This window comes from Mesorhizobium sp. A623, from assembly GCF_054489405.1.
Genome location: NZ_JBTMXB010000014.1, coordinates 21,839 through 48,073, shown reverse-complemented (window position 1 = coordinate 48,073; position 26,235 = coordinate 21,839). Strand labels below are relative to the sequence as shown.

Here is a 26,235-nt window from a genome sequence, read left to right as displayed (position 1 = left end):
AACCGGTGCCGTTTGGAAGCCATGTCTCTGCTTGTCTATTTCGTGCGCCACGGCCAGACCGACTGGAACGCCGAGAACCGGCTGCAAGGTCAGGCCGACATCGATTTGAATGCGTTGGGGCGCGAGCAGGCAACGCAAAACGGCCATAAGCTGGCGCAATTGATCGACGATCCGCAAGCTTTCGATTTCGTCGCCAGCCCGATGAAGCGCACGCGCGAAACGATGGAGCGCGCCCGCACGGCGATGGGCCTCGATCCCAAGGCCTACCGCACCGATGCGAGGCTGGTCGAGGTGAATTTCGGCGATTGGCAGGGCTTCACCTATGCCGAGCTTGAGGCGCGGCATCCGGGCATCTCCAGCGAGCGCAGCCTCGACAAATGGGATTATCGGCCTTCCGGCGAAGGCGCAGAAAGCTACCAGATGCTCTACGAGCGGATAAAGCCGTGGTTCGAGGAACTGGCGCGCGACACGGTTTGCGTGACGCATGGCGGCGTCATCCGCACGCTGTTTCGGCTGGTCGAAAAGGTCTCGAGGGAAAAGGCCGCCAGCCTCGATACGCCGCAGGATCGGGTGCTGCGGCTAAGGGACGGCCACCTGGAATGGCTTTGAAGCCCACGGTTTGATGGTTTAATCGCCCGATTCGCTGTCCGGCAGTTCCATGTCGGTCACGACGTTCACGCCATTCGTAACATCATAGGCGATGACGATGTCCATGCCTTCCTTCAGCGATTCGATGTCGGTCTCGCCGTTCATCTTGTAGGATTTGCCGTCGTCCAGCGTAATCGTCAGGGTGTCCTTGTCGATCTTCTTGATCAGGCCCTCGGTCTGGGCCGCGAAGGCTGCGGTGGAAATCAGCAATGTGGCGGCAACGGCGCCGAACAGGGTACGCCCGGATAGGATACGCATTTGTCGTCCTCTTTTTTCCGTGCGCCCCATTTTCAGGGGCGGGTGATTTGCAAGCGGCGAAACAGTGCAGAAACCAATCCAATGTGTCAAAGCTTAGGCCATCGATCGACAGTTTGACCCCCGTCCAAAACGCCAATAGAAGGCAGGCACGATCCGGCCTCCGACCGGCGAGGGTTCGATTTCCATGTCTCACAACACGTTCGGCCATCTTTTCCGCGTTACCACCTGGGGCGAAAGCCACGGCCCGGCACTGGGCTGCGTGGTCGACGGCTGCCCGCCCGGCATCCGCTTCACGGTCGCCGAAATACAGGCCGAACTGGACAAGCGGCGTCCCGGCCAGTCGCGTTTCGTCACGCAGCGCCGCGAGCCCGATGAGGTAAAAATCCTGTCCGGTACCATTGTGGACGAGGACGGCGAGACGCTCATCACCACTGGAACGCCGGTGTCCATGATGATCGAAAACGTCGACCAGCGCTCCAAGGATTATGGCGAGATCGCCCGGCAATATCGTCCCGGCCACGCCGACTACACCTATGAGGTCAAATACGGCCTGCGCGATCATCGCGGCGGTGGCCGCTCCTCCGCGCGCGAAACCGCCGCGCGGGTCGCTGCCGGCGCATTGGCGCGCAAGGTGGTGCCCGGCATGGTGGTGCGTGGCGCGCTCATTTCCATGGGCGAAAAATCCATCGACCGGAACAACTGGAACTGGAATTTCGTGGATGACGCGGAAAACCCGTTCTTCACGCCCGATCCGGCCTCCGTGCCTGTCTTTGCCGATTACCTCGACGGCATCCGCAAGGCGGGCTCCTCGGTCGGCGCGATCATCGAGATCGTCGCCGACGGCGTGCCGGCGGGGCTGGGCGCGCCGATCTACGCCAAGCTCGACCAGGACATCGCCTCCAATCTGATGTCGATCAACGCGGTCAAGGGCGTCGAGATCGGCAACGGCTTCGAGGCGGCGCGCATCACCGGCCAGGAAAACGCCGACGAAATGCGCATGGGCAATGACGGCAAGCCTGTCTTCCTGTCCAACAATGCCGGCGGCATCCTGGGCGGCATCTCGACCGGTCAGCAGATCGTAGCGCGCTTCGCGGTCAAGCCGACCTCCTCGATCCTGACCCCGCGAAAGTCCATCGACAAGGACGGCAACGACGTCGACGTCGTCACCAAGGGCCGGCACGATCCCTGCGTCGGCATCCGCGCCGTGCCGATCGGCGAAGCCATGGTTGCCTGTGCGCTCGCCGACCATTATTTGCGCCATCGCGGCCAGACGGGAAGGATTTAGGGGAATAGGGCAGTAGGCTTTGTAAGCTCTGATACTTGCCCCGCCTTCCCGAATTTCCTATTGCCTTATTGCCCTACCCCCCTATTGCCCTGCGAGCGAAGTGAGCCATGTCCTACGACCAGAAGAAAATCGTCGAAGCCCTGCGCGCATTCGAACAGGGCGAAATGGTCGTGGTCATGGACGATGACGGGCGCGAGAACGAAGGCGATCTGATCGTGGCCGCCGTCCATTGCACGCCCGAAAAGATGGCCTTCATGGTGCGCCATACCTCCGGCATCGTCTGCGCGCCGATGCCACGCGCGGAAGCCAAGCGGCTCAATCTGGCGCCGATGGTTGCCGACAACGATTCGGCCCACACCACCGCCTTTACCGTCAGCGTCGATTTCAAGCACGGCACCACCACCGGAATTTCGGCCGAAGACCGCACGCTGACCGTTCGCAATCTCGCCAACGGCAATGTCGGCGGCGCGGATTTTCTGCGGCCTGGCCACATTTTCCCGCTGATCGCGCGCGAAGGCGGCGTTTTGATGCGCTCCGGCCATACCGAGGCGGCGGTCGACCTGTGCAAGCTTGCCAATCTGCCCCCGGTCGGCGTCATCTCGGAACTGGTCAATGACGACGGCACCGTCAAACGCGGCCCACAGGTCTCGGCTTTCGCCAAGGAACATGGCCTGAAGCAGATTTCCGTGGCCGACCTCATCGCCTACCGCCAGCGGCAGGAAACGCTGATCGAGCGCGTTGCCTGCTCCGACATCGACACGCCCGGCGGTAAGGCCAAGGTCTTCACCTACACGCTGCCATGGGATGTCATGCAGCATCTGGCCGTCGTCTTCGGGGATATACGCGACGGCGAGGAAGTGCCGGTGCGCCTGCATCCCGAGGATGTCGTGACGGACGTGTTCGGCACCGACCACAAGCTGGATGCGATCATGAAACTCATGGGCGAGCGCCAGCGCGGCGTCATCGTCTATCTGCGCGAGGGGTCGGTGGGTGTCGCGCACCAGGACCGCAAGCGGCCCGTGCATGAAGGCGAGGAACACGAGGAAGCGCTGCGCCGTGAAAACGAATGGCGCGAGATCGGGCTTGGCGCGCAAATCCTGAAGGATCTGGGTATCTCCTCGATCAGTCTGATTGCTTCGCGCGAGCGGCACTATGTCGGCCTCGAAGGGTTCGGCATCCACATCGTCAAGACCGAGATTCTCTGAGGACATGGCCGCAATCGCCTGTTGACCATCGGGCTTTGCGGCGACGCAAAGATGGTCAAAGCGGTTGCTCGCGCCTATATCGGGGCATGGTCACGCGGCTCTACACCCATCCGATCTTTCTGGAACATCTCACGCCACCCGGTCATCCGGAGCGCCCGGACCGGCTGCGCGCCATCGAACGCGCACTGGAGGAAGAGGGTTTCGAGGATCTCGACCGCGTGGAAGCGCCGCTGGGCGATGAAGCCACTATCCTTTATGCGCATCCAGCCTCGCATGTCGCGAAGATACGCGCGGCCATTCCCGACGCCGGCATTACCCGCATCGACGGCGACACCACCGCCAGCCCGAAAAGCTGGCAGGCGGCGGTAACGGCAATCGGTGCCGCAAATGCCGCGGTCGATGACGTGTTCGAAGGCCGCGCCGATAACGTCTTCGTCGCCGCCCGCCCGCCCGGCCACCATGCCGAAAAGACCACGGCAATGGGCTTTTGCCTGTTCAACACTGCCGCGATCGCCGCGCGTTATGCGCAGAAAAAGCACGGTGCCGAGCGCATCGCCATCGTCGATTGGGATGTCCACCACGGCAACGGCACGCAGGACATCTTTTGGGACGATCCGTCCGTGCTCTATTGCTCCACGCACCAGATGCCGCTTTATCCCGGCACCGGCGCAAAGAACGAAACCGGGGCCGGCAATATCGTCAACGCGCCGCTGGAGCCGCGCACCGGCAGCGAGTTTTTCCGCGACGCCTTTCAGTCGCGTGTCCTGCCGGCGCTCGACAATTTCGCGCCTGACCTCATTCTGATTTCGGCAGGCTTCGACGCGCATCACCGCGATCCGCTGGCCGAGATCAACCTGACGGAAGACGATTTCGACTGGGCGACCGGGCAGTTGATGGAACGCGCCGTGCGCCATAGCGGCGGAAAGCTCGTCAGCCTGCTCGAGGGCGGCTATGATCTGCAAGGGCTGGCGTTTTCGGTTGCCGCCCATGTCGCGCGGCTGATGAAGGGATAGAAATGGCTGAGGAAGTGAACGAAGACGTCAAGGCGATGAGCTTCGAGCAGGCGCTCGACGCGCTGGAGAAGATCGTCGACGATCTGGAGCGGGGCGACGTGCCGCTCGACCAGTCGATCCGCATTTACGAGCGCGGCGAGACGCTGAAGGCGCATTGCGACCGCTTGTTGAAGTCTGCCGAAGACAAGGTTGAAAAGATTCGCCTTTCCCGCGATGGCAAGCCGGCAGGCGTGGAGCCGCTCGACGGAGAGTAGCTTGAAGCCGATGATCGGAAGGATTATCTTGGCCAGGGTTAGCTAAGGAGCCTGCGATGGGTATGGTCAATATGCTGGAAGCCAAGACCACGCTGTCCAAGCTGGTCGAGGCGGTGGAAAGCGGAGCCGAGGCGGAAATCATCATCTCGCGTAACGGCAAGCCGGCGGCGCGACTGGTGCCGATTGATGCTGCCCCGAAGACGAAGCTCCGTCTGGGGCTCGCGCGTGGCAAGTATCCGCCATTTGATTACGAAAAATTTCAGGCATTGGACGCCGAGGTTGCAGCAATGTTTCTTGACGACGACAAGTGAGGCTTCTCCTCGATACCCATATCGCAATCTGGGCGATAAGTGCACCCGAGCGTATCCCCGACCACGTTCATCTCCTCTTCGGCGAGGTATATCCGAACGTTTTCGTTTCTGCCGTCGCAGTATGGGAAATCGCAATAAAGTACCCTCTTGGCCGCACCGACGCGCCGCCGATGTCAGGCCATCAAGCAATTGCCGAGTTTCAATCCGCGGGGTTCAGCCTCTTGAACATCACCCCCGCCCATGCCGCCTTCGTCGAGCGCCTGCCCTTGCTGCATGGTGATCCGTTCGACCGGATCATGCTGGCTCAAGCTATGGTCGAGACTATGCAGTTTGTGACATATGACCGCCATCTCTCGCGCTATGATGCAGGAATACTCACCTGGTCATGACGAAGGGCACAGGCAAATGAGCTTCTTTCCCGGAAACGATCCGAATATCGGCGACGCTTCGGCTTGCGACCAGATCGAGTTGATGGTCATTCCCAATGCGCGCGACATCGATGGCTTTCAGGTCCGTCGCGCCTTGCCGACAGCCCGGCGCCGGATGGTCGGGCCGTTCATCTTCTTCGATCAGATGGGGCCGGCGCTGCTTCGGGCGGGGCAGGCGCTGGACGTGCGCCCGCATCCGCATATCGGGCTTTCCACGGTCACCTATCTGTTTGACGGCAAGATCAGGCATCGCGATTCGCTCGGCACCGAAATGGTGATCGAGCCCGGCGACGTGAACCTGATGACCGCCGGGCGTGGCATCGTCCATTCCGAGCGCACGCCGGAGGAATTGCGCGGCGCGCCGATGTCGGTTTCCGGCCTTCAGACCTGGCTGGCTCTGCCCGACGACAAGGAGGAGATCGCGCCGGTCTTCACCAATACGGCCAGCACCGACCTGCCGCGGTTCGATGCCGACGGCGTCAAGGGCCGGCTTATTATCGGTGATTTTTCCGGCCTGCGCTCGCCGGTCAAGGCTACGTCCGAAACGCTCTACGCGGATGTCCGGCTTGCGCCCGCCGCGCGGATAAAGATTCCAGCCGATGCGGAGGAGCGCGCCATCTACACGCTTGAAGGCGAGATTTCGATTTCCGGGGACGTTTTCCCCAAGGAACGCCTGCTTGTCTTCAAGCCCGGCGACGAAATCATCGTTTCGTCGGAATCCGGTGCGCATTTCATGTTGTTCGGGGGTGCGTCGCTGGGGACAAAGCGTTACATCTGGTGGAATTTCGTGTCGTCTTCCAAGGAACGGATCGAGCAGGCCAAGGAAGAGTGGAAGACCGGCCGCTTCGATATCGTTCCGGGGGACGAGGAAGAGTTCATCCCGCTGCCCGAGACATGATGCGCGGCATAGATGCGCATTTACATCCGTTGCCCGGCGTCCTACTTCGGACGAGAACAGAAAGTCCGCAGGCCAGCCTAAATTGAGTTCAAAACCAGACACGCCGCTTCTCGACAAGGTCCGAATTCCGGCCGACCTTCGCACGCTTGTCGAAAGCCAGTTGCCGCAACTGGCATCGGAACTGCGCGCCGAACTCGTCGATGCCGTCTCGGAAACGGGCGGGCATCTGGGTGCGGGCCTGGGCGTCGTCGAGTTGACGGTAGCCCTGCACTACGTTTTCAACACGCCGGAAGACCGCGTCATCTGGGACGTCGGCCACCAGGCCTATCCGCACAAGATACTGACGGGCCGGCGCGACCGCATCCGCACGCTGCGGCAGGAAGGCGGGCTTTCCGGTTTCACCAGGCGGGCGGAAAGCGAATACGATCCGTTCGGTGCCGCCCATTCCTCGACATCGATTTCCGCCGGCCTCGGCATGGCGGTCGGGCGCGACCTTTCCGGTGGCAAGAACAATGTCATTGCCGTCATCGGCGATGGCGCGATGTCGGCCGGCATGGCCTATGAAGCGCTCAACAATGCCGGCGCGCTCGATGCGCGGCTGATCGTCATCCTCAACGACAACGACATGTCGATTGCTCCGCCGACCGGCGCCATGAGCGCCTATCTGGCGCGCATGGCTTCCGGCAAGACCTATCGCGGCATTCGCGATGTCGGCAAGAAACTGACCTCCTATCTCGGCAAGAAGGTCGACCGCGCTATCACCCGCGCGGTCGAGCATGCGCGCGGCTACGTCACCGGCGGTACGCTGTTCGAGGAGATGGGATTTTTCCATATCGGCCCCATCGACGGGCATAATCTGGAGCACCTGATCCCGGTGCTGAAGAATGTCCGCGACAACGGCCATGGTCCGGTGCTGATTCATGTGGTGACGCAAAAGGGCAAGGGCTATGCCCCGGCGGAGGCGGCACGTGACAAGTACCACGGCGTCAACAAGTTCGACGTGATCACCGGCGCGCAGGCCAAGGCCCCCGCCAACGCGCCGAGCTACACCAAGGTGTTCGGCGAAAGCCTGGCGCAGGAAGGCCGCGAGGACGACCGCATCGTCGCCATCACCGCGGCCATGCCCGCCGGAACCGGGATCGACCTGTTTGGCAAGGCGTTCCCCGCGCGCACTTTTGACGTCGGTATCGCCGAGCAGCATGCTGTTACCTTTGCCGCCGGTCTGGCCACGGAAGGCTACAAGCCCTTCGCCGCGATCTATTCTACCTTCCTGCAACGCGCCTACGACCAGGTCGTGCATGACGTGGCCATTCAGGGGCTGCCGGTGCGCTTTCCTATCGATCGCGCCGGCTTCGTCGGCGCGGACGGAGCGACCCATTGCGGCGCTTTCGACACGACCTATCTGGCGACGTTGCCCGGCTTCGTGGTGATGGCGCCCAGCGACGAGGCCGAACTTCGCCACATGGTGCGCACGGCCGCCGCCTATGATGACGGGCCGATCTCGTTTCGCTATCCGCGCGGCAACGGCGTCGGGGTCGACCTGCCGGAGCGCGGCTCGATCCTCGAAATCGGCAAGGGGCGGATCGTCAGGGAAGGCACCAAGGTTGCGCTGCTGTCGTTCGGCACGCGGCTGCACGACTGCCTGCTGGCCGCCGAGGAACTTGCCGCTGCCGGGCTTTCCACCACCGTTGCCGATGCGCGTTTCGCCAAGCCGCTTGACGAGGATTTGATCCGCCGTCTCGCCCGCGAGCACGAGGTTCTGGTGACAGTCGAAGAAGGCGCGGTCGGCGGCTTTGCCAGCCATGTTCTGCAATTCCTGGCGCATGAGGGTCTGCTCGATAATGGTCTGAAGGTGCGGCCCCTGGTGCTGCCGGACGTTTTCACCGACCATGCCAAGCCTGAAAAGATGCTGGCCGACGCCGGGCTGGATGCCGCCGGCATCGTGCGCACCGTGTTTGTCGCGCTCGGCCACGGCATCCACGCACAGCGCGCCTGAATCAAAACGTTAGCTGCTTGAATCATAATTGCGACGGGTTATCGTAACCCGTTGTTCAGCCTGTCTTTTGGGGCTTTGCTTACCGTCTCTCTTGGTCCTTTTTTCAAAGCTCGCCTGCTAGGGTTCATCCGGCAGGGAGCAATAAGAAATGAACAAGATACTGGGCGCAGCGGCCATGCTGGTCGTTGCCACAGTGCCGGCCGTCGCCGAGATGCGTTACGACCGAAACCTGGAAAAGGCGGCGATGGCCATCGTCGCCAGCAAGATCGGCGATATTCGCGGTGGGTTTACCTACAAGCAGAAAGTGCAACTGGTCGTGCGGAATGGTGACGCGCGCCGCACGGTGAATGATGCGGGCGACCAACCTGCCGGCGGTGTGAGCCAGGGTTCTCCACCGCCAGCCAGCGCTTCGCCTTCCATCACCGCATTCTGACGGCCTTGAGGGGTGGGCTTGCGTTACCGGCCGGCATTCGTCAATGAAGGCCAATGAATTCACCCCAGCCAGCCAGCCAGCGCCAGCGGCTCGACGAACTGCTCGTCGGCCGGGGGCTGTTTGCCAGCCGCTCGCGCGCCCGCGACGCCATCGAGCGCGGCACCGTCCTTGTCGGCGGCGCTGTCGTACGCAAGCCGGGGCAGGGTGTCTCTCCGCAAGCCTCCATCATCGTTGACGATCCGGCCCAAGCTTACGTGTCGCGCGCGGCGTTGAAACTGATTGCCGGGCTGGATCACTTCGGCTTTAATCCAGCGGGCAGCCACGCGCTCGATATCGGCGCTTCGACCGGCGGGTTCACGCAGGTGCTTTTGGAGCGCGGCGCGGCGCATGTCACCGCCATCGATGTCGGCCATGGCCAGATTCACGCGAAAATTTCCGGTGATCCGCACGTGGCCGTTATCGAAGGTCTAAATGCGCGCGATCTATCGCTTGCCGATCTTGCCGGCAAAATTCCTGATTTCATCGTGTCCGATGTCAGCTTCATTTCGCTGAAACTGGCGCTGCCGCCGGCACTTGGCCTGGCCAGGCTGGGCGCGAAAGCGGTGCTTTTGGTCAAGCCGCAATTCGAGGCGGGCCGCGAAGCCATCGGCAAGGGCGGCTTGCTGAAAAACCCCGACGACGCCGGGCGCGTCGCCGAAGAACTGCGCGACTGGCTCGATGCCGTGCCGGGCTGGCGCGCGCTCGGGCTTTGCCCATCCCCCATCGAAGGCGGCGACGGCAACCGCGAATTCCTGCTTGCCGGAGAAAAGACGCGATGACCGCGCGATTCATCATCGAAAAACTGGGCTCGCAGGGCGACGGCATTGCCGAAACCGACAAGGGCGATGTGTTCATCCCGTTCGCGCTGCCTGGCGAAACGGTCAACGCCGCGCGCGAAAAGGACCGCGCCACGCTGATGGCGGTGATCGAGCCTTCGCCGCTGCGCATCGAGCCCGCCTGCCGCCACTTCACCGAATGCGGCGGCTGCGCCGTGCAGCATCTGGAGGCGCAAGCCTATCTGGAGTGGAAGCGGGCCAAGGTCGGGCACGCGCTGAAGATGAAGGACATCGACACCGAAATCGGCGCGATTATCCCTTGCGAACCACATAGCCGCCGCCGCGTCGTCTTCACCGCCCGCAAAAGCGGGTCGGCAATGCAGTTCGGCTTCGTCCGTGCGCTGTCCAGCGAAGTGATTACCATCACCGAATGCCCGATTTCAGTGCCGGAAATCGTTGGCGTGCTTGACCAGTTGAAGGCGCTGGCCACGCTGATCTGCGCCACGACAAAATCCTTCCACATGACGGTGACGGCAACGACCTCCGGTCTCGACATAGCGGCGCAGGATTCCGGAAAACTGGGCGAGCACCAGCGCCGCATCGCCGCCAATTTCGTCATCGCGCAGAAATTCGCCCGGCTGACCATCGACGGCGAAATCGTCGTCGAGCCGCTGAAGCCGGTGGTGTTGTTCGGCGAAGTGTCGGTCAATTTGCCATCGGGCGCGTTCCTGCAGGCAACGCAAGGAGCCGAACAGGAAATGGCTTCCATCGTCGCCAAACATCTGTCTCGCGCGAAAAAAGTGACCGATCTTTTCGCCGGCTGCGGCAGCTTCGCGCTGCGTCTCGCCTCGAAGTCGGAGGTTCACGCTGTTGAAGGGGACGCGGCCGCACTCGCAGCACTCGACCACGGTTTCCGCTTCGCCGCAGGCCTCAAGCGGGTCACAAACGAGCGCCGCGATCTGTTCCGGCGGCCGCTGACCTTCAAGGAACTCAATCTGTTCGATGGACTGGTGTTCGATCCGCCGCGCGCCGGGGCGGAGGATCAATCGAAGCAGATCGCGCGCTCGGATGTCCCGTACGTCGCTGCCGTGTCCTGCAACCCGGTGACGCTGGCGCGCGACCTACGCATCCTGCTCGACGGCGGCTACAGCCTGAAAAGCGTCACCCCCATCGACCAGTTCCTGTGGTCGCCGCATGTCGAGACGGTTGCGCTGCTGGAGAAGCCGCGAAAAAGGCGGTGAGCGATCCCCGCTTGAACTGCGCGTTATTTGCGCTTATTTTGACGCCATGAGTTCAATCGCTGACATCCGTCAAGGCGTTAAGAGAATTGACTATCTCTCTGACGTTAAGAAATATGACGCCGGCGCCGATGCCGCCGTGGTGGAGAGGATCGTGAAACATCTCGGTATCGCGCTGAGAAATCGCGACTCTGCGCGGGTTTCGGTAACCGACCAGGAGGAACTCGACCGGGTGCGCGATAAATGGGCCGTCAAGAAGCTCGGCGTTGATATCACCAAAGCAGAAGCCGCTATTGCCAAGGTTGCCAAGGCGATGGCCGCCGACCGTTCCAAGGGCCGCGTTACCTTCTATTATCTCGTCGCCAAGGAACTGGGTAAGTTGAATTTGCCTAGTCCGGCCCTTGAAATTCCTGTCTCGCGCTTTGGCGAGGCTCAGGCTCCCTTCCTGTCGGCGCGGCGCGTGGCCGAATTGCTGGGTGTCACGCTTTCCGAACTCGCCGGCCTGATCGGCGTTGCCCGCAATACGCTGGCCGCCAAGGCCGGCGCGCGCAAGGTCGATGCCGCGTTGAGCCCGGTCGTGCGGATATTGGCCATGGTGGGCGAAATGGCCGGCGACGAGCAGCGCGCCGCGATCTGGTTCAAGCACCAGCCCATTCCCGGCTGGGCGGGCAAGACCGCCTTTGATCTGGTGCATGAGGGCAAGGCCGACAAGGTGCTTGCCTATCTGGAGGCAGTCCGCTCCGGCGTCTATGCCTGACGGTTCGTCCGATCTCGACCTGTGGCGGGCTTTCGTGCCGCGCTGGGCGCATCTGCCGTTGTCGGGCCAGGGGGCTGCCCGCTTCGGCGGTCGATGGAACCCGGTCGGCGCGCCGGCCATCTATGTCGCGCGCGAAATGTCCACAGCCTGGGCCGAATATAATCAAGGCTTTGTCCAGCATCCGGCGTTGATCGCCAAGCTGAAGCTGTCAGGCGCGAAAAAGCTGGCCGACCTGACGGATGAAGCCACGTTGGCCGAGTTCGGCGTGACGGAAGCGATCCACCGCTGCGAATGGCGCGATGCCATGGATCGCGGCGCGACGCCCGAGACCCATGCGCTGGCAAAACGCCTGCTGCGCAAGGGTTGGCACGGCGTGATCTATCCGTCCTTCATGTCGCCCGGCGGTAGTTGCGTTGCCCTGTGGCGCTGGAACGAAAAGGATGCGCCACGCCTCGACGTGATCGATCCCGATCACCGCCTGCCAAAAACGCCCGCGTCGTGGCTTTAGGCTAAACCCGCGTACCGCCCACCGTCATCTGGTTCATGCGCAGATGCGGCTGGCCGACGCCGACCGGCACGCCCTGGCCGGCCTTGCCGCACATGCCGATGCCGGTGTCGAGTTGCATGTCGTTGCCGATCATGGAAACGCGGTGCATGGCGTCCGGTCCGTTGCCGATCAGCATCGCGCCCTTGATCGGCTGCGTCACCTTGCCGTTTTCGATCATGTAGGCCTCGGTGCAGCCGAACACGAATTTTCCCGACGTGATGTCGACTTGGCCGCCGCCGAAGGACACGGCATAGATGCCGTTCTTGACCGATGCGATGATCTCGTCCGGTTCCATGTCGCCGCCGGTCATATAGGTGTTGGTCATGCGCGGCATCGGCTGGTGGGCGTAGCCTTCGCGCCTTCCGTTGCCGGTCGCCTTCATGCCCATCAGCCGGGCGTTCTGGCGGTCCTGCATATAGCCGACCAGCTTGCCGTCCTCGATCAGCACGTTGCGCGCCGAGGGCGTGCCTTCGTCGTCGATGGTGAGAGAGCCGCGCCGTTCCGGCATGGTGCCGTCATCGACCACGGTCACACCCTTGGCCGCCACCTGTTGACCCAACAGCCCGGCAAAGGCGGAAGTCTTCTTGCGGTTGAAGTCGCCTTCCAGCCCGTGGCCGACCGCTTCATGCAGCATGACGCCCGGCCAGCCGCTGGAAAGGACGATATCGAATGTGCCGGCGGGTGCGGGGATGGCTTCCAGATTGACTAGCGCCTGACGCAGCGCTTCCTTGGCGGCGTGCTTCCAGCTTTCCTCGATCAGGAACTCGCCAAAGGCCTTGCGGCCGCCCATGCCATAAGAGCCCGATTCCTGGCGGTCGCCATCGCCGACGACGACGGAAACGTTCATGCGCACCAGCGGCCGGATGTCGCTTGCCATCTGCCCGTCGGCGCGCAGGATTTCCACATGCTGCCACGACGAAGCCAGCGAGGCCGTCACCTGCCGCACGCGAGAATCCTCGGCGCGCAGATAAGCGTCGATTTCCTGCAACAGCTTCGCCTTGACCTCGAAGGAAGGCGAGGGGATCGGGTTCTCGTCGCTGTAGAGATGGCGGTTGGTGCGGGCGGGCGCTGCCGCAAGCTGGCCGGAATAGCCACCTTTGACCGCCGAAACCGCATCGGAAGCGCGCAGCAGAGCCGCTTCGGAAAGATCGCTCGAATGCGCGTAACCGCTGGCTTCGCCCGCCACGGCGCGCAGGCCAAAACCCTGGTCGGTGTTGAAATTGGCGGTCTTCAGCTTGCCATTGTCGAACATCAGCGCTTCGCTTTCGCTGTATTCGACGAACAGTTCGCCGTCGTCTGCGCCCTTTATGGTGTCGGCGACGATCTGCTTGATGCGATCGTCGGAAATGTCGAATTGGCCGATCAGGCTGGTCATGGCGCGTCTCACTTCGAGGAAAGCAGTTTTCCCGATGTAGGCGCGCGGCGGCTGTTCGGCAATGTTAGATCGCGGGTCCGATCAGGGCAGGGCGGCAAAACCGTCGGCAAAGCCCTTGAGGTCGACCGGGATGCCGATGCCTTCTTCCGGTGTCTGGAAGACGATGAAGGTGGCGGCCTTGCCGGTCTTCAGCGTGTCGAGCAGCGGCTTTTCGAGGATGACCTCGGCATAGCAGCCATCCTGGAAACAGCGCACGAAATAGGCGCGGCCGATATCCTTGCCGTCGACGTTGAGGCCAAGGCCGTTCGGCAGCAGCACGCCGAGCGGGGCCAGCACGCGCAGGATTTCGGCCTTGTTGTCGGCGGTGCGCAGCACGACGACAGAAAGGCCCATCTCCGGGCGGTCCTCGGCGACGACGTTCTGCATCATCACGCATTGCTCGGAGGTCGCACCGGCCGGCGTATCGCAGATGATCGACCAGGCGCCATGCGTCGATTTCACCGTGCCGCTCGGCTGGGCGGCGAAAGCCTGCCCGACACATAGCGAGGCGGCGAGAAAGATGACCTTCGCCAAGGTTCTCGAAAGCCAAGAGTTCATGACGGCTCCATTGCGCGAATCACGCCACTTTAAGCTGTGCCAAAGCCAAGTAAAAGAACGCGGCGACGCTCAATTGGCCCCGACTGCGGCGATAATGCGGTTTTCCCGCTCTATTTGCGCCGCTGGGGACGAAAATGGCGCGTGGCCGCCATTGCTGCAGAATGCCGGCAGGCGCTTTGCGCAGGATTCGGCGCGTTGTTTATACCCGGCAATGGCTATATCACGGGCGGCGCGCGCAAAAATGCCGCATGGGTTGGACTGCTCCTTTCTTGCAGAGGGAAATAGAGTATGGTTTGAACCGAAACTCAATGTGCCCGGGGATTCTCTTTCCGGCATTGTTCCAGTAGCTTGCGGGTTATCGCGGGGGAAACGATGAAAGCGATGAAAACATTTCTGGCGGGCGTTGGCGCCGCGGCAACGCTTTTGGCATCAGCCGCCGCCCATGCGGCCCAGCCTCAGCCCTGGGAAATGAATTTCCAGCCGGCGGCGACCGAGATCATGCGCCAGATCACCTGGTTCGAGCATTATACGCTCTGGTTCATCGGGCCGATCACGCTGCTGGTGCTGGTGTTGCTCGCCTATTGCATCATCAAGTTCCGCGCGAGCGTCAATCCGGTCGCGTCGCGCACCAGCCACAACACGCTGATCGAGGTTATCTGGACGGTCGGTCCGGTTCTCGTGCTGCTGTGCATCGCCATTCCGTCGTTCCAGTTGCTCACCGCGCAGTACACGCCGCCGGAGGAGCCGAAGCTTACCGTCAAGGCTACCGGCAACCAGTGGAACTGGGACTATGAGTATCAGGTCGACCAGCCGCTTTCGTTCAACTCCGCCATGATCGAGGACGCCGACCGTGCCGGGCTCGGCAAGGAAGACAAGAAGGTCTATCCGCGCCTTCTGGCTGTCGACCATGAGATGGTCGTTCCCGTGAACACGACGACCCGCGTGCTGGTGACGGCAACGGACGTCATCCATGCCTTCGCCATGCCGGCCTTCGGCATCAAGACCGATGCGGTCCCCGGCCGCACCAATGAAATCTGGTTCAAGGCCGAGAAGGAAGGCCTCTATTACGGCCAGTGCTCCGAATTGTGCGGCCAGAACCATGCCTTCATGCCGATTGCCATCCGCGTCGTCACCGACGCTCAGTACGAGAGCTGGCTGGCTGCTGCCAGGACGGACCTGCCCGGCGCCAACAAGGCGCTGATGGCTGCGGTCGACAGCGCGAACAAGGTAGCGGCCGCCGGCAACTGATGCCGCAGCCAGATAAAGATCAGGGAACGGAGCCGAACATGGCGCATGCTGCAGCTCACGACGATCACGGCCATAAGCCGCTTAGCGGCTGGGTCCGCTGGGTCTATTCGACCAACCACAAGGATATCGGTACGCTGTACCTGATCTTCGCGATCATCGCGGGTTGCCTTGGCGGCTTCCTGTCGGTGGTGATGCGCATGGAGCTTGCGCATCCCGGTGTCCAGATATTCACCGGCCTGGCCGAGATGGTCTATGGCATGAACGGTGATGCCGCCATCGACGGCGGTCGCAGCATGTACAACGCGTTCACCACGATGCATGCCCTGATCATGATCTTCTTCATGGTCATGCCGGCTCTGATCGGCGGCTTCGCCAACTGGATGGTGCCGATCATGATCGGCGCACCGGACATGGCGTTCCCGCGCATGAACAACATCTCGTTCTGGCTGCTGCCGCCCGCGTTGCTCCTGCTTATCGTCTCGCTTTTCGTGCCAAGTGCGCCAGGCGCATACGGCGTCGGCGGCGGATGGACGATGTATCCGCCGTTCTCGACCTCAGGTCAGCCCGGACCGGCGATGGATCTGGCGATCCTGTCCATCCACATCGCCGGCGCTTCCTCCATCCTTGGCGCCATCAACTTCATCACCACGATCTTCAACATGCGCGCTCCCGGCATGACGATGCACAAGACGCCGCTGTTTGCGTGGTCCGTGCTGATCACCGCCTTCCTGTTGCTGCTGTCCCTGCCGGTTCTGGCGGGCGGCATCACCATGCTGCTCACCGATCGCAACTTCGGCACGACCTTCTTTACGCCGGACGGTGGCGGCGATCCGATCCTGTTCCAGCACCTGTTCTGGTTCTTCGGCCATCCGGAAGTCTATATCCTGATCCTGCCGGGCTTCGGCATCGTCAGCCACATCATCTCGACCTTCTCCAAGAAGCCGATCTTCGGTTATCTCGGCATGGCCTACGCCATGGTCGCGATCGGCGCCGTCGGCTTCGTGGTGTGGGCGCACCATATGTTCACCACCGGCCTGTCGCTCGACACGCAGCGCTACTTCGTCTTCGCCACGATGGTCATCGCGGTGCCGACCGGCGTCAAGATCTTCTCGTGGATCGCGACCATGTGGGGCGGCTCGGTCACGCTCCGCACGCCGATGCTGTGGGCGATCGCTTTCGTCTTCCTGTTCACGGTCGGCGGCGTCACCGGCGTCCAGCTTGCCAACGCAGGTTTCGACCGCTCGGTGCACGACACCTACTATGTCGTCGCTCACTTCCACTATGTGATGTCGCTCGGCTCGGTGTTCGCCATCTTCGCCGGCTGGTATTACTGGTTCCCGAAGATGAGCGGCTACATGTATTCGCCGCTGATCGCGCGGACCCATTTCTGGGTGACGTTCATCGGCGTGAACCTGCTCTTCTTCCCGCAGCATTTCCTCGGCCTGTCGGGCATGCCGCGCCGCTACATCGACTATCCGGATGCGTTCGCAGGATGGAACCTGGTTTCCTCCTACGGCTCCTACATCTCGGCGTTCGCCGTCCTGATCTTCCTGGTCGGCGTGTTCGAGGCGTTCGCGAAGAAGCGCATTGCCGGGGCCAATCCCTGGGGCGAGGGTGCGACGACGCTGGAATGGCAGTTGCCTTCGCCGCCGCCACATCACCAGTGGGAGCAGTTGCCCCGCATCAAGTGAACTGATGCTAGCAGCAAGGTAATTCACAGCCGCCGCCAGATCGGCGGCTGTGAACAACAGAATGACCGGAGTTTTTGAGTAGATATGGCCCTGATCGACGAAACGCACATTGACGATGCGGCCTTCCGCGTCTCGGAGGCGACGGCGGGCGATTTCTTCGCGTTGCTGAAGCCGCGCGTCATGTCTTTGGTGGTATTCACGGCTTTTGTCGGCATGGTGGCGGCACCCGCCACCATCAATCCGCTGCTGGCCATCATCGCAATCCTGGCCATCGCTATAGGTGCTGGCGCATCCGGCTCGCTCAATATGTGGTACGATGCCGATATCGACGCCGTGATGACGCGCACGGCCAATCGCCCCGTTCCCTCGGGCCGCGTTCGCCCCGGCGAGGCGCTGACCTTCGGCCTGATCCTGTCGGCGCTTTCGGTGATGACGCTGGGCGTCCTCGTCAACTGGCTGTCGGCCTCGCTGCTGGCCTTCACCATCTTCTTCTACGCCGTCGTCTATACGATGTGGCTGAAGCGCTCGACGCCGCAGAACATCGTCATCGGCGGCGCCGCCGGCGCTATCCCGCCGGTCATCGGCTGGGCTGCGATCACCGGATCGGTCAGCCTCGAAAGCATCGTCCTGTTCCTGATCATCTTCCTGTGGACGCCGCCGCACTTCTGGGCGCTGGCCTTGTTCAAGGCGGACGATTACGGCCGCGTCGGCATCCCGATGATGCCGAACGTCGCCGGCGAGGCGTCGACCAAGCGCCAGATTTTCGCCTACGCGCTGGTGCTGGCGCCAGTTGCGGTGCTGCCTTCGTTCCTCGGTTACGCCAGCATCGCCTACGGCATCGTCGCGGGCCTGCTGGGCGTCGGCTTCGTCTGGTATTCCTGGGCTGTCCTGCGGATGCCGGAATCGGACCGGGTCATGAAGCCGGCCAAGGCGCTGTTCGGTTATTCGCTGCTGTACCTCTTTGCCGTCTTCGCCGCTTATCTGGTCGACGCCGTGGTCGCGCGCGCCCTGACCATGGGCGTTGCATGATCATGGACGACGACAAGATGGAAATGGTTACCCTGACGGAAAAACAGCAGAAGGCCCGGCGCAACCGCTCGATCGGGATCGGGCTGGCTCTGGCGGTGCTGGTCGCCATCTTTTACATAGCGACCATCGTCAAGTTTAGCGGGTCGATGTGAGGCGATTATGAGCGAGCAAAAGCCGGTCCCTTCGAAGAGCAACCACTCCAACCGCGTCGTGGTTGGCGTCTGCCTGGCTTTTTTCGGCGGCATGCTCGGCATGGCCTATGCTTCCGTGCCGCTCTATTCGATGTTTTGCCGCGTCACCGGCTATGGCGGCACCACCCAGCGCACCACGCAATATGCCGACAAGGTCCTCGACCGCGACGTGACCATCCGCTTCGATACCAACGCAGCCGGCATCCCGTGGGATTTCCGGCCGGCGGAGCGCGCCATGACGATCAAGATCGGCGCGACCGCGCAGGCGCATTTCACCGCGACCAACGAGTTCGACAAGCCGATTACGGGTCGCGCGACCTTCAACGTCACGCCGGAACTGGCGGGCGCCTATTTCAACAAGGTGGAGTGCTTCTGCTTCACCGATACGACGCTTCAACCCGGCGAGACGCTGGACATGCCGGTGGTCTTCTATGTCGACCCCGATATCGTCAATTCGCGGGAATTGAAGGGCATCAAGACAATCACGCTTTCCTATACGATGTTCCCCATCGAGGGGACCAAGCCGGTGGCCTCCGCGCCGATCCGGGAACAGAACGACAAACCAGTTTCGAATACCCAAGAAAGCCTCGGGGGTTGACATGGCAGACGCGCACGCAAAACCGCAACACGACTACCACATCATAGATCCTAGCCCCTGGCCGTTCATCGGTTCGATCGGCGCGCTCGTCATGGCGTTCGGCGGCGTCGGCTGGATGCAATACATGAAAGGCAACGAGTTTCATCTCTTCGGGGTGAATTTCGCAACGCCCTGGATATTCTTCATGGGCGTGGCGATCGTGCTCTACACGATGTTCGCCTGGTGGTCGGATACCATCAAGGAAGCGCATGAAGGCCACCACACGCGCGTCGTGTCGCTGCATCTGCGCTACGGCATGATCATGTTCATCGCCTCCGAGGTGATGTTCTTCGTTGCCTGGTTCTGGGCCTTCTTCGACGCCAGCCTGTTCCCGGCCGAGGTCGAGCAATATGCCCGCGCTGCCTTCACCGGCGGCGTCTGGCCGCCCAAGGGCATGGAGGTGCTGGATCCGTTCCACCTGCCGCTTTACAATACGATCATCCTGCTTTTGTCGGGCACGACGGTGACCTGGGCGCACCATTCGCTGATCCATGGCGACCGCAAGGGCCTGATCAACGGCCTGGCGCTGACGGTGGCGCTTGGCATCCTGTTTTCGTTCGTGCAGGCCTACGAGTACATTCACGCACCCTTCGCCTTCAAGGATAGCATCTACGGCGCTACCTTCTTCATGGCGACCGGCTTCCATGGCTTCCACGTTCTGATCGGCACCATCTTCCTGGCTGTCTGCCTGATCCGCTCGATCAAGGGCGATTTCACGCCGAAGCAGCATTTCGGCTTCGAAGCTGCCGCCTGGTACTGGCACTTCGTCGACGTGGTGTGGCTGTTCCTGTTCGCCTCCATCTATGTCTGGGGCTCGGCCGGTGCGGTCATCGAAGGCCACTGACAGGCGCGACAGCGCTTAAAACGAGGCGGCTGCGGCAACGCGGCCGCCTTATCTTTTGACAGGGGGTCTGGTAAGGTTTTGCGATGAACGACGACAAGGCGATCTGGCCACCGATCGATCCGATACCCGCTGGCTTGAAGGGCCGCTGCCCGCGCTGCGGCGAAGGGCAGTTGTTCGACGGCTTCATCGCCGTCGGCCAGGAATGCACCCATTGCGGCCTCGACTATTCCTATGCGGATGCGGGCGACGGACCGGCGGTTTTCGTCATCCTCATCATCGGTTTCATCGTCGTGGGCCTGGCGTTGTGGACGGAAGTCAACATCAACCCGCCGCTCTGGGTCCATTTCGCTATCTGGCTGCCTTTGACGGTGGTACTCGCCCTGACGGCGCTGCGGCTCATCAAGGGCGTTCTCTTGACGCTGCAATACAGCAAGCAGGCTGCCGAGGGCCGCCTGGATACCGGAAAATGAACGAAGTCGCGATATCGGGTCATGGCCGTACCCGGCTTCGCATCGCAATGGCGCTCGTCTTTGGCGGCGTGGTTTTCGCGATCCTTCTGTCCCTTGGCACCTGGCAGGTGCGGCGCCTGCACTGGAAGGAAGCCATCCTCCACACCATCGACCAGCGGAGGCACGCGGCCCCGATAACGCTGGCGGAAGCCGAGTCGCGGTTCGCGGCCACCGGCGATGTGGACTACATGCCGGTGACGGTGACGGGAACCTTCGTCAATGCGGGCGAACGGCATTTCTTCTCGACATGGGATGGAACGTCCGGCTTCGACCTCTACACGCCACTGCATCTGGACGACGGCCGCTATGTGCTCGTCAATCGCGGTTTCGTGCCCTACGACCTCAAGGACCCGGCCAAGCGGCCCCAGAGCCAGCCTGCCGGCCGTGTCACCGTAACCGGGTTGGCTCGCAATCCGTTGGCAGGCAAGCCATCGAGCATGATCCCGGACAACGACATCGCCAAGAACATCTTTTACTGGAAAGACCGCGACCGCATGGCCGCCACAGCGGGCCTGCCGGCGGGTTACCAACTTGTGCCCATCTTCATCGATGCGAACAACGCGCCCAATGCGGGCGGGCTGCCCGTAGGCGGGGTGACCATCATCGACCTGCCCAACAATCATCTGCAATATGCAGTCACCTGGTACGGGCTGGCGGCGGCGCTGGCGGGCGTGCTGCTTGTCTGGCTTTTCCGCCCGGCAAAACCTGAATAGCGGCGCTGCCCTTGACAGGGCCGGACGCCGTCCGTCATCTCGGCCTTTGAACGACGATCCGGAATCATGATCCAGACCAAACCTCCCTTGACCATCCGACTATGCCAGCCGCGCGGCTTCTGCGCCGGCGTCGACCGCGCCATCCAGATCGTCGTGCTGGCGCTGAAGAAATACGGCCGGCCGGTCTATGTCCGCCATGAGATCGTGCACAACCGCTACGTGGTCGAAGGCCTGCAAAACCTCGGCGCGGTGTTCATCGAGGAGCTTTCCGAGATCCCGGAAGAGCACCGAGAATGCCCGGTCGTCTTTTCCGCGCATGGCGTGCCGAAATCGGTGCCGGCGGATGCGGTCGCGCGAAACCTTTTTTATCTCGATGCCACCTGTCCGCTTGTGTCCAAGGTTCACAAGCAGGCGATGCGCCATCAGCGGCAGGGCCGCCATGTCCTGCTGATCGGCCATGCCGGCCACCCGGAAGTGATCGGCACGATGGGCCAATTGCCCGACGGCGCGGTGACGCTGATCGAGACGGAGAACGACGCGCGCACCTTCACGCCCACTGACGCTTCCGCTCTGGGCTTTGTCACCCAGACCACGCTGTCGGTCGAGGACACCGCCGGCATCATCCGCGCGCTTGAGGAGCGTTTTCCGCTCATGCAGGCGTCGGCGGCCGAATCCATCTGCTACGCCACCACCAATCGGCAGGAGGCCGTCAAGGAAACCGCTGCCGGCGCGGACCTGTATCTCGTGGTCGGCGCACCCAACTCCTCCAATTCGAGGCGGCTGGTCGAGGTTGCCGAACGCGCCGGCGCGAAAATGTCGCTGCTGGTGCAACGCGCCTCCGAAATCCCCTGGGACGACATTGGCAACATAACGACGCTTGGCCTGTCCGCCGGGGCGTCGGCGCCGGAAATCATCGTCAATGAGATCATCGAGGCATTCCGCGCCCGTTTCGACGTGTCGGTCGAACTGGCGATCACCGCGACGGAAACCGAGAATTTCCCGGTCATGCGGGTTCTGCGCGATGTCGAACTGACCCCTGCCGACATGGCTTTCGTCAACGGAACCGTCTGATGGCCGTCTATACCGACATTTCCGAGGTGGAACTGACGGCGTTCCTGAGCGGCTACGCCATCGGCGACCTGCTTTCCTACAAGGGGATCGCTGAGGGCGTGGAGAACTCCAATTTTCTTCTTCATACCTCGCACGGCGCCTACATCCTCACGCTCTATGAAAAGCGCGTGAACCGCGACGACCTGCCGTTTTTCATCGGCCTGATGCAGCATCTGAATGACAAGGGCATCAACTGCCCATTGCCTGTCCAGCGCAATGACGGCCAGATCATCGGTGAACTTGCCGGCCGGCCGGCCGCGGTCGTGACCTTTCTCGAAGGCATCTGGACCCGCCGTCCGACAGTCGAGCACTGTCGCGAGGTGGGCAAGGCGCTGGCCTCGATGCACATTGCCGGGCAGGATTTTTCTCTCCGCCGGCCCAATGCGCTCTCGCTCAGTGGCTGGCGGCCGCTGTGGAACAGGGCGGCGGACCGGGCCGACGAGGTCGAAACCGGCCTGGCCTTGGAAGTGCAGGCCGATCTTGCCGCGCTTGAGGACCGGTGGCCGGCCGACCTGCCGGTCGGCGTCATCCATGCGGACCTGTTTCCCGATAACGTTTTTTTCCTTGGCGACCGGCTGTCCGGGCTGATCGATTTCTACTTCGCCTGCACCGACATGCTGGCATACGATGTCGCCATCTGCCTCAATGCCTGGTGCTTTGAGAAGGACCATTCCTTCAACCTCACCAAGGGGACGGCCCTGCTGTCCGGCTATACGGCGGTGCGGTCCATGTCGGCGCAGGAGGCGGACGCGCTTCCATTGCTCGCGCATGGCGCGGCTTTGCGCTTCATGCTGACGCGGCTCTACGACTGGCTGAATACGCCGGCCGGCAGCCTGGTGGTGAAGAAGGATCCGCTCGAGTATTTGCGGCGCATGCGATTCCACCGCCTGATAAGCTCGCCGGCGGAATATGGGCTGAAGCTGGAGGACGCGCCGGCATGAAGCGCATCGAAATCTTTACCGACGGCGCCTGTTCGGGCAATCCGGGTCCGGGCGGTTGGGGCGCGATCCTGCGCTTCAACGGCAAGGTCAGGGAACTGTCTGGCGGCGAGGAGATGACCACCAACAACCGCATGGAATTGCTGGCCGCGATCTCCGCGCTCGACGCGCTGAAGGAACCCTGCGCGGTCGACCTCCACACCGACAGCAAATACGTCATGGACGGCATTTCCAAATGGATCCATGGCTGGAAGAAGAACGGCTGGAAGACCGCCGACAAGAAGCCGGTGAAGAATGGCGAGTTGTGGCAGGCGCTGGATGCCGCCAACAAGCGCCATGAAGTTACCTGGAACTGGGTCAAGGGCCATGCCGGCCATGCCGAGAACGAACGCGCCGACGAATTGGCGCGCGAAGGCATGGCTCCGTTCAAGAATACGCCGGCCAAACCGAAGATGGCCGTTATGCCTCAAGCGGCTGACGCCGCCGGGCCGAGTGCCGCCAAGCCTGGGTCAAAGGCCCCGCGACGTTCGACGCAAAGTTACTAGAGCGCCGTGCGTCCCCTCGGACGCACAAAGGACGCTCTACCACTTTGATTGAGCATCGGAATAATCCGAAAACCGGCTCCACTTTTCGGTCCGATGCTCTAACGGATCACCAGCGCCGTGCCGTAAAGGCCGAACGCAAACACCGTATGGGTGAGAAGATTGAGGCAGCGGACTTTTGTCGGGTTCGCAGCCTTTGAGGACGCCAAGCCGTTGCCCATGCCGGGCGCGAGCAGGAACCAGCCCGCACCGACGGTCACGATGCCGAGCACGAAGGCGGGAAGGAAGGTCGGCGACGCCAGCCATTGCGGCCCAGTCAGCGCGACCAGGATCAGGCCGTAGGCGATGCCGACAGCGTAGTGGAACGCCCAACCGAGCACCCGTTCGTTCGGCACGGGCGCTAACTTGCCGATGTCGTCGTGAAAGACTTTTCCACCGCCGAGATGGCCGACCCATCGGCCGACCATGCCCCAATTGGGCAAGGCCAGACCAAAAATCCTGTTCAGGACGACCGCCCAGATATCCATGAGCAGCGTTGCGCCGACGCCGATGGCCGCAGCGCGACAGATCGTTTCCCGCATGGGGCTAAAGCTGTTGCAGAATTTTCGCGGCGCTGGATTCGACGGCCTGACCTGGAGAGTCCTCGATGTTGAGGGCGGTGACCTTGCCGTCGTCCACGATCATCGAATAGCGCTTGGAGCGCAACCCCATGCCGCCGCCGGACAGGTCGATATCGAGGCCGAGCGCCTTGGCGAAATCGCCGCTGCCGTCCGCCAGATAGAGGATTTTGCCCTCGCCGCCGGTGAAGCGCGCCCAGGCGCCCATGACATGCACGTCGTTGACGGCGACAACCGCGATGGTGTCGACGCCGCGCGCCAGGATGGCATCGTGGTTTTCGAGATAGCCGGGAAGATGGTTGTTGCTGCAGGTCGGCGTGAACGCGCCGGGAACCGCGAAAAGCACGACCTTCTTGCCAGGGAAGATTTCGGCGGCGGTTATGCTCTTGGCACCGTCGGCCGTCATGGTTTTGAATGTCGACTCGGGAAGCTTGTCGCCAACGGAAATGGGCATGGATATCCTCACTGGAAAACGGATTGCGTTGCGCTGCGATAGCGGATTAACGCAGGCCCGGCAATTGGCGGCCCGGCAATTGATGACCATGTCGAATTACGGATAGGGCAGGAACCCCTGCACCGAGCCTTCGGCGCTGGTCAGTGTGTAGGGCAGCCCGGCACCGTGCGCCGTCGTCGGCCGGTCGAGGATCGGCACCTTGAAGATGACTTTGCCGTCGCTTTCGCTGCGCGCTGGCGTGCCGAACATGAAATCGCTTTCGCCGGCGACAAAGAAATCGACCGCCGCCGGATCGCCGGGAGCGGTCGTCTCCACCGCCAGCGTCTCATGGTCGCCCGGCAGCAGCTTTGCGCTGAAATCCGGACGCGGCGCGCCGGGCAAAGCTGCAAGGCCCGCTTTGACGAGCGCCGCATCGTCGGCGTCGTCCGGATCGGAGGCCGGATCCAGCGTCAGCTTCACCTGGACCGGAATGCAGATGGTATCGCACATGCCGAGAAAGACATCGGCGTCGATGGTTGCGGCAGTGCCTGGGGATGCCAGCGTAAAGACGATCGGGAACGCTACCGATTGGGCGTAGCCGGCCCACGCGCCGTAGCCGTCATTGTGCCGCTGCGGAGCGGGAAAGGACAGGCTGGCCTTGCTGATATTGGTGCTGGCGGAAATATCGAGTTGCGGTGGCACGCCGCTGCTGCCGGGGTCGCGCCAATAGGTCTTCCAGCCGGGCTTGAGCGTGATGTCGAGCACGCCTTGAATATTGCCCTGCGCATCGGGCTTGCCGCTTGTAACCAGGCGGATGCGGCCGCCTTCGCCCTCATGCCAGTCCGACGAGGATGCATGGGCGGGCAGGGCGGGAACTAGAGCGATGGCCAGAGAGGCGCTGAGGGCGAGAATGTGCTGGCGTTTCATGGTGGTGATTTGAGCAGGGGATTGCGGCGGCGCAACCGTTTCATCGGCCGACTGGATCATATTTGCGTGACCCTGGCGTAATCGGCGGGCTTACAGCGATCTTCCAAGCCTTGCCGAAACGCAGTACGATAGGGCCATGGACATTCTGCGCAACATAAACGCCGCGCCCGGCGGCAGCTTTCTCGACGACCAGTTCCTCATTGCCATGCCCGGCATGAAGGACGACAGGTTTGCGCGCGCGGTCATCTATATCTGCGCCCATAGCGATGAAGGAGCCATGGGGCTGATCGTCAATCAGCCGCAGCAGATGCTGTTTCCCGACCTGCTCGTGCAGCTTGGGATACTCGACGAACAGGAGGCGATCCGGCTGCCCGCGCAGGCGCGTGATTTTGTCGTGCGCAATGGCGGCCCGGTCGACCGCTCGCGCGGCTTCGTGCTGCATTCGGGCGACTACAAGGTGGAATCATCGCTGGCCGTGTCGAGCGATGTCTGCCTGACCGCCACGGTCGATATATTGCGCGCCATTTCGGCGGGGCGCGGCCCCCGCCATGCGCTGATGGCGCTTGGCTATTCGGGGTGGGGCGCTGGCCAGCTGGAAAGCGAGATTGCCGAAAACGGCTGGCTGACCTGCCCGGCCACGCCCGAGCTTCTGTTCGACGCCGATATCGACCGCAAATACGACAAGGCGCTGGCCTCCATCGGCATCGACCTGACGCATCTGAGCGGCGTCGCCGGCCACGCCTGATTT

Annotated in this window: 32 protein-coding genes and 1 pseudogene; 27 read left to right on the top strand and 6 right to left on the bottom strand. The window is 62.3% G+C overall.

What is annotated here, in order from left to right:
* Window positions 1-21: 21 nt before the first annotated feature.
* The gene (locus tag ACX3P1_RS15920; protein WP_459080564.1) at window positions 22-609 is read left to right on the top strand and encodes a histidine phosphatase family protein; all 588 of its coding nucleotides are present in this window, start codon (window positions 22-24) and stop codon (window positions 607-609) included.
* Window positions 610-627: 18 nt separating this feature from the next.
* Here ACX3P1_RS15920 and ACX3P1_RS15915 read toward each other — a convergent pair whose 3' ends face one another.
* Window positions 628-906, bottom strand: a complete 279-nt coding sequence (locus tag ACX3P1_RS15915; protein WP_459080563.1) for a DUF1344 domain-containing protein — start codon at window positions 904-906, stop codon at window positions 628-630.
* A 184-nt stretch (window positions 907-1,090) separates the two neighbouring features.
* On the opposite strand from ACX3P1_RS15915, the gene aroC reads away from it, so the two are divergent.
* From aroC to ACX3P1_RS15845, 14 genes and pseudogenes are all read left to right on the top strand, one after another.
* Window positions 1,091-2,191: a chorismate synthase gene (gene aroC / locus ACX3P1_RS15910; RefSeq protein ID WP_459080562.1), complete on the top strand. Its 1,101-nt coding sequence runs from the start codon at window positions 1,091-1,093 to the stop codon at window positions 2,189-2,191.
* Window positions 2,192-2,298: 107 nt separating this feature from the next.
* Window positions 2,299-3,396, top strand: coding sequence for a 3,4-dihydroxy-2-butanone-4-phosphate synthase (ribB, locus tag ACX3P1_RS15905; RefSeq protein WP_459080561.1), 1,098 nt, complete (start codon window positions 2,299-2,301; stop codon window positions 3,394-3,396).
* An 86-nt stretch (window positions 3,397-3,482) separates the two neighbouring features.
* Window positions 3,483-4,409: a histone deacetylase family protein gene (locus ACX3P1_RS15900; protein ID WP_459080560.1), complete on the top strand. Its 927-nt coding sequence runs from the start codon at window positions 3,483-3,485 to the stop codon at window positions 4,407-4,409.
* 2 nt (window positions 4,410-4,411) lie between these two features.
* Window positions 4,412-4,663: an exodeoxyribonuclease VII small subunit gene (locus tag ACX3P1_RS15895; protein WP_459080559.1), complete on the top strand. Its 252-nt coding sequence runs from the start codon at window positions 4,412-4,414 to the stop codon at window positions 4,661-4,663.
* Between the two features lie 62 nt (window positions 4,664-4,725).
* Window positions 4,726-4,974 (top strand): type II toxin-antitoxin system Phd/YefM family antitoxin, encoded by a 249-nt coding sequence (locus ACX3P1_RS15890; RefSeq protein ID WP_459080558.1) that lies wholly within the window; start codon window positions 4,726-4,728, stop codon window positions 4,972-4,974.
* On the top strand, window positions 4,971-5,363 hold the full coding sequence (locus tag ACX3P1_RS15885; RefSeq protein ID WP_459080557.1) for a type II toxin-antitoxin system VapC family toxin: 393 nt from the start codon (window positions 4,971-4,973) through the stop codon (window positions 5,361-5,363). The genes ACX3P1_RS15890 and ACX3P1_RS15885 overlap by 4 nt, the downstream gene beginning before the upstream one ends.
* A gap of 16 nt (window positions 5,364-5,379) precedes the next feature.
* Window positions 5,380-6,300: a pirin family protein gene (locus ACX3P1_RS15880; protein WP_459080556.1), complete on the top strand. Its 921-nt coding sequence runs from the start codon at window positions 5,380-5,382 to the stop codon at window positions 6,298-6,300.
* 82 nt (window positions 6,301-6,382) lie between these two features.
* The gene (gene dxs, locus ACX3P1_RS15875; protein WP_459080555.1) at window positions 6,383-8,296 is read left to right on the top strand and encodes a 1-deoxy-D-xylulose-5-phosphate synthase; all 1,914 of its coding nucleotides are present in this window, start codon (window positions 6,383-6,385) and stop codon (window positions 8,294-8,296) included.
* A 148-nt stretch (window positions 8,297-8,444) separates the two neighbouring features.
* Window positions 8,445-8,729, top strand: a complete 285-nt coding sequence (locus ACX3P1_RS15870) for a hypothetical protein (protein WP_459080554.1) — start codon at window positions 8,445-8,447, stop codon at window positions 8,727-8,729.
* 53 nt (window positions 8,730-8,782) lie between these two features.
* Window positions 8,783-9,547 carry a TlyA family RNA methyltransferase gene (locus ACX3P1_RS15865; RefSeq protein WP_459080553.1) on the top strand — a complete coding sequence of 255 codons (765 nt, stop codon included), beginning with the start codon at window positions 8,783-8,785 and terminating at the stop codon, window positions 9,545-9,547.
* The gene (locus ACX3P1_RS15860) at window positions 9,544-10,785 is read left to right on the top strand and encodes a class I SAM-dependent RNA methyltransferase (protein ID WP_459080552.1); all 1,242 of its coding nucleotides are present in this window, start codon (window positions 9,544-9,546) and stop codon (window positions 10,783-10,785) included. Before ACX3P1_RS15865 ends, ACX3P1_RS15860 begins: the two co-directional genes overlap by 4 nt.
* A 46-nt stretch (window positions 10,786-10,831) precedes the next feature.
* Window positions 10,832-11,164: pseudogene (locus ACX3P1_RS15855) on the top strand (DUF2853 family protein); the annotation flags it as partial.
* A 3-nt stretch (window positions 11,165-11,167) separates the two neighbouring features.
* The gene (locus tag ACX3P1_RS15850; protein WP_459080646.1) at window positions 11,168-11,539 is read left to right on the top strand and encodes an antitoxin Xre/MbcA/ParS toxin-binding domain-containing protein; all 372 of its coding nucleotides are present in this window, start codon (window positions 11,168-11,170) and stop codon (window positions 11,537-11,539) included.
* On the top strand, window positions 11,532-12,047 hold the full coding sequence (locus ACX3P1_RS15845) for an RES family NAD+ phosphorylase (RefSeq protein WP_459080551.1): 516 nt from the start codon (window positions 11,532-11,534) through the stop codon (window positions 12,045-12,047). The genes ACX3P1_RS15850 and ACX3P1_RS15845 overlap by 8 nt, the downstream gene beginning before the upstream one ends.
* Window position 12,048: 1 nt before the next feature.
* Here ACX3P1_RS15845 and tldD read toward each other — a convergent pair whose 3' ends face one another.
* Both tldD and ACX3P1_RS15835 read right to left on the bottom strand, forming a co-directional pair.
* Window positions 12,049-13,461: a metalloprotease TldD gene (gene tldD, locus ACX3P1_RS15840; protein ID WP_459080550.1), complete on the bottom strand. Its 1,413-nt coding sequence runs from the start codon at window positions 13,459-13,461 to the stop codon at window positions 12,049-12,051.
* Window positions 13,462-13,542: 81 nt separating this feature from the next.
* Complete coding sequence (locus tag ACX3P1_RS15835) at window positions 13,543-14,058, bottom strand: invasion associated locus B family protein (protein ID WP_459080549.1); 516 nt, start codon at window positions 14,056-14,058, stop codon at window positions 13,543-13,545.
* A gap of 381 nt (window positions 14,059-14,439) precedes the next feature.
* Between ACX3P1_RS15835 and coxB the strand changes: the two genes are divergently transcribed.
* The 11 genes from coxB to rnhA all read left to right on the top strand — a co-directional run bounded on the left by coxB (window position 14,440) and on the right by rnhA (window position 23,513).
* Window positions 14,440-15,306 (top strand): cytochrome c oxidase subunit II, encoded by an 867-nt coding sequence (coxB, locus tag ACX3P1_RS15830; protein WP_459080548.1) that lies wholly within the window; start codon window positions 14,440-14,442, stop codon window positions 15,304-15,306.
* Between the two features lie 38 nt (window positions 15,307-15,344).
* The gene (ctaD, locus tag ACX3P1_RS15825) at window positions 15,345-16,997 is read left to right on the top strand and encodes a cytochrome c oxidase subunit I (protein ID WP_459080547.1); all 1,653 of its coding nucleotides are present in this window, start codon (window positions 15,345-15,347) and stop codon (window positions 16,995-16,997) included.
* Between the two features lie 84 nt (window positions 16,998-17,081).
* A complete protein-coding gene (locus ACX3P1_RS15820; protein ID WP_459080546.1) occupies window positions 17,082-18,026 on the top strand; it encodes a heme o synthase in 945 nt (314 codons plus the stop codon).
* The gene (locus ACX3P1_RS15815; RefSeq protein WP_459080545.1) at window positions 18,023-18,178 is read left to right on the top strand and encodes a hypothetical protein; all 156 of its coding nucleotides are present in this window, start codon (window positions 18,023-18,025) and stop codon (window positions 18,176-18,178) included. Before ACX3P1_RS15820 ends, ACX3P1_RS15815 begins: the two co-directional genes overlap by 4 nt.
* Before the next feature lie 7 nt (window positions 18,179-18,185).
* A complete protein-coding gene (locus tag ACX3P1_RS15810; RefSeq protein WP_459080544.1) occupies window positions 18,186-18,815 on the top strand; it encodes a cytochrome c oxidase assembly protein in 630 nt (209 codons plus the stop codon).
* Window position 18,816: 1 nt separating this feature from the next.
* Window positions 18,817-19,698 carry a cytochrome c oxidase subunit 3 gene (locus ACX3P1_RS15805; RefSeq protein ID WP_459080543.1) on the top strand — a complete coding sequence of 294 codons (882 nt, stop codon included), beginning with the start codon at window positions 18,817-18,819 and terminating at the stop codon, window positions 19,696-19,698.
* An 83-nt stretch (window positions 19,699-19,781) separates the two neighbouring features.
* The gene (locus ACX3P1_RS15800) at window positions 19,782-20,168 is read left to right on the top strand and encodes a DUF983 domain-containing protein (protein WP_459080542.1); all 387 of its coding nucleotides are present in this window, start codon (window positions 19,782-19,784) and stop codon (window positions 20,166-20,168) included.
* Window positions 20,165-20,920, top strand: a complete 756-nt coding sequence (locus ACX3P1_RS15795; RefSeq protein WP_459080541.1) for an SURF1 family protein — start codon at window positions 20,165-20,167, stop codon at window positions 20,918-20,920. The genes ACX3P1_RS15800 and ACX3P1_RS15795 overlap by 4 nt, the downstream gene beginning before the upstream one ends.
* 66 nt (window positions 20,921-20,986) lie before the next feature.
* Window positions 20,987-21,991: a 4-hydroxy-3-methylbut-2-enyl diphosphate reductase gene (gene ispH, locus ACX3P1_RS15790; protein WP_459080540.1), complete on the top strand. Its 1,005-nt coding sequence runs from the start codon at window positions 20,987-20,989 to the stop codon at window positions 21,989-21,991.
* A complete protein-coding gene (locus ACX3P1_RS15785) occupies window positions 21,991-22,971 on the top strand; it encodes a homoserine kinase (RefSeq protein WP_459080539.1) in 981 nt (326 codons plus the stop codon). The genes ispH and ACX3P1_RS15785 overlap by 1 nt, the downstream gene beginning before the upstream one ends.
* Complete coding sequence (gene rnhA, locus ACX3P1_RS15780) at window positions 22,968-23,513, top strand: ribonuclease HI (RefSeq protein ID WP_459080538.1); 546 nt, start codon at window positions 22,968-22,970, stop codon at window positions 23,511-23,513. The genes ACX3P1_RS15785 and rnhA overlap by 4 nt, the downstream gene beginning before the upstream one ends.
* Window positions 23,514-23,611: 98 nt before the next feature.
* Here rnhA and ACX3P1_RS15775 read toward each other — a convergent pair whose 3' ends face one another.
* The 3 genes from ACX3P1_RS15775 to ACX3P1_RS15765 form a co-directional block, all read right to left on the bottom strand.
* Window positions 23,612-24,091, bottom strand: coding sequence for a DUF2938 domain-containing protein (locus tag ACX3P1_RS15775; protein ID WP_459080537.1), 480 nt, complete (start codon window positions 24,089-24,091; stop codon window positions 23,612-23,614).
* Between the two features lie 4 nt (window positions 24,092-24,095).
* Window positions 24,096-24,581: a redoxin family protein gene (locus ACX3P1_RS15770; RefSeq protein WP_459080536.1), complete on the bottom strand. Its 486-nt coding sequence runs from the start codon at window positions 24,579-24,581 to the stop codon at window positions 24,096-24,098.
* A gap of 96 nt (window positions 24,582-24,677) precedes the next feature.
* On the bottom strand, window positions 24,678-25,487 hold the full coding sequence (locus tag ACX3P1_RS15765) for a protein-disulfide reductase DsbD domain-containing protein (RefSeq protein WP_459080645.1): 810 nt from the start codon (window positions 25,485-25,487) through the stop codon (window positions 24,678-24,680).
* A gap of 136 nt (window positions 25,488-25,623) precedes the next feature.
* On the opposite strand from ACX3P1_RS15765, the gene ACX3P1_RS15760 reads away from it, so the two are divergent.
* On the top strand, window positions 25,624-26,232 hold the full coding sequence (locus tag ACX3P1_RS15760; protein WP_459080535.1) for a YqgE/AlgH family protein: 609 nt from the start codon (window positions 25,624-25,626) through the stop codon (window positions 26,230-26,232).
* Window positions 26,233-26,235 lie beyond the last annotated feature (3 nt).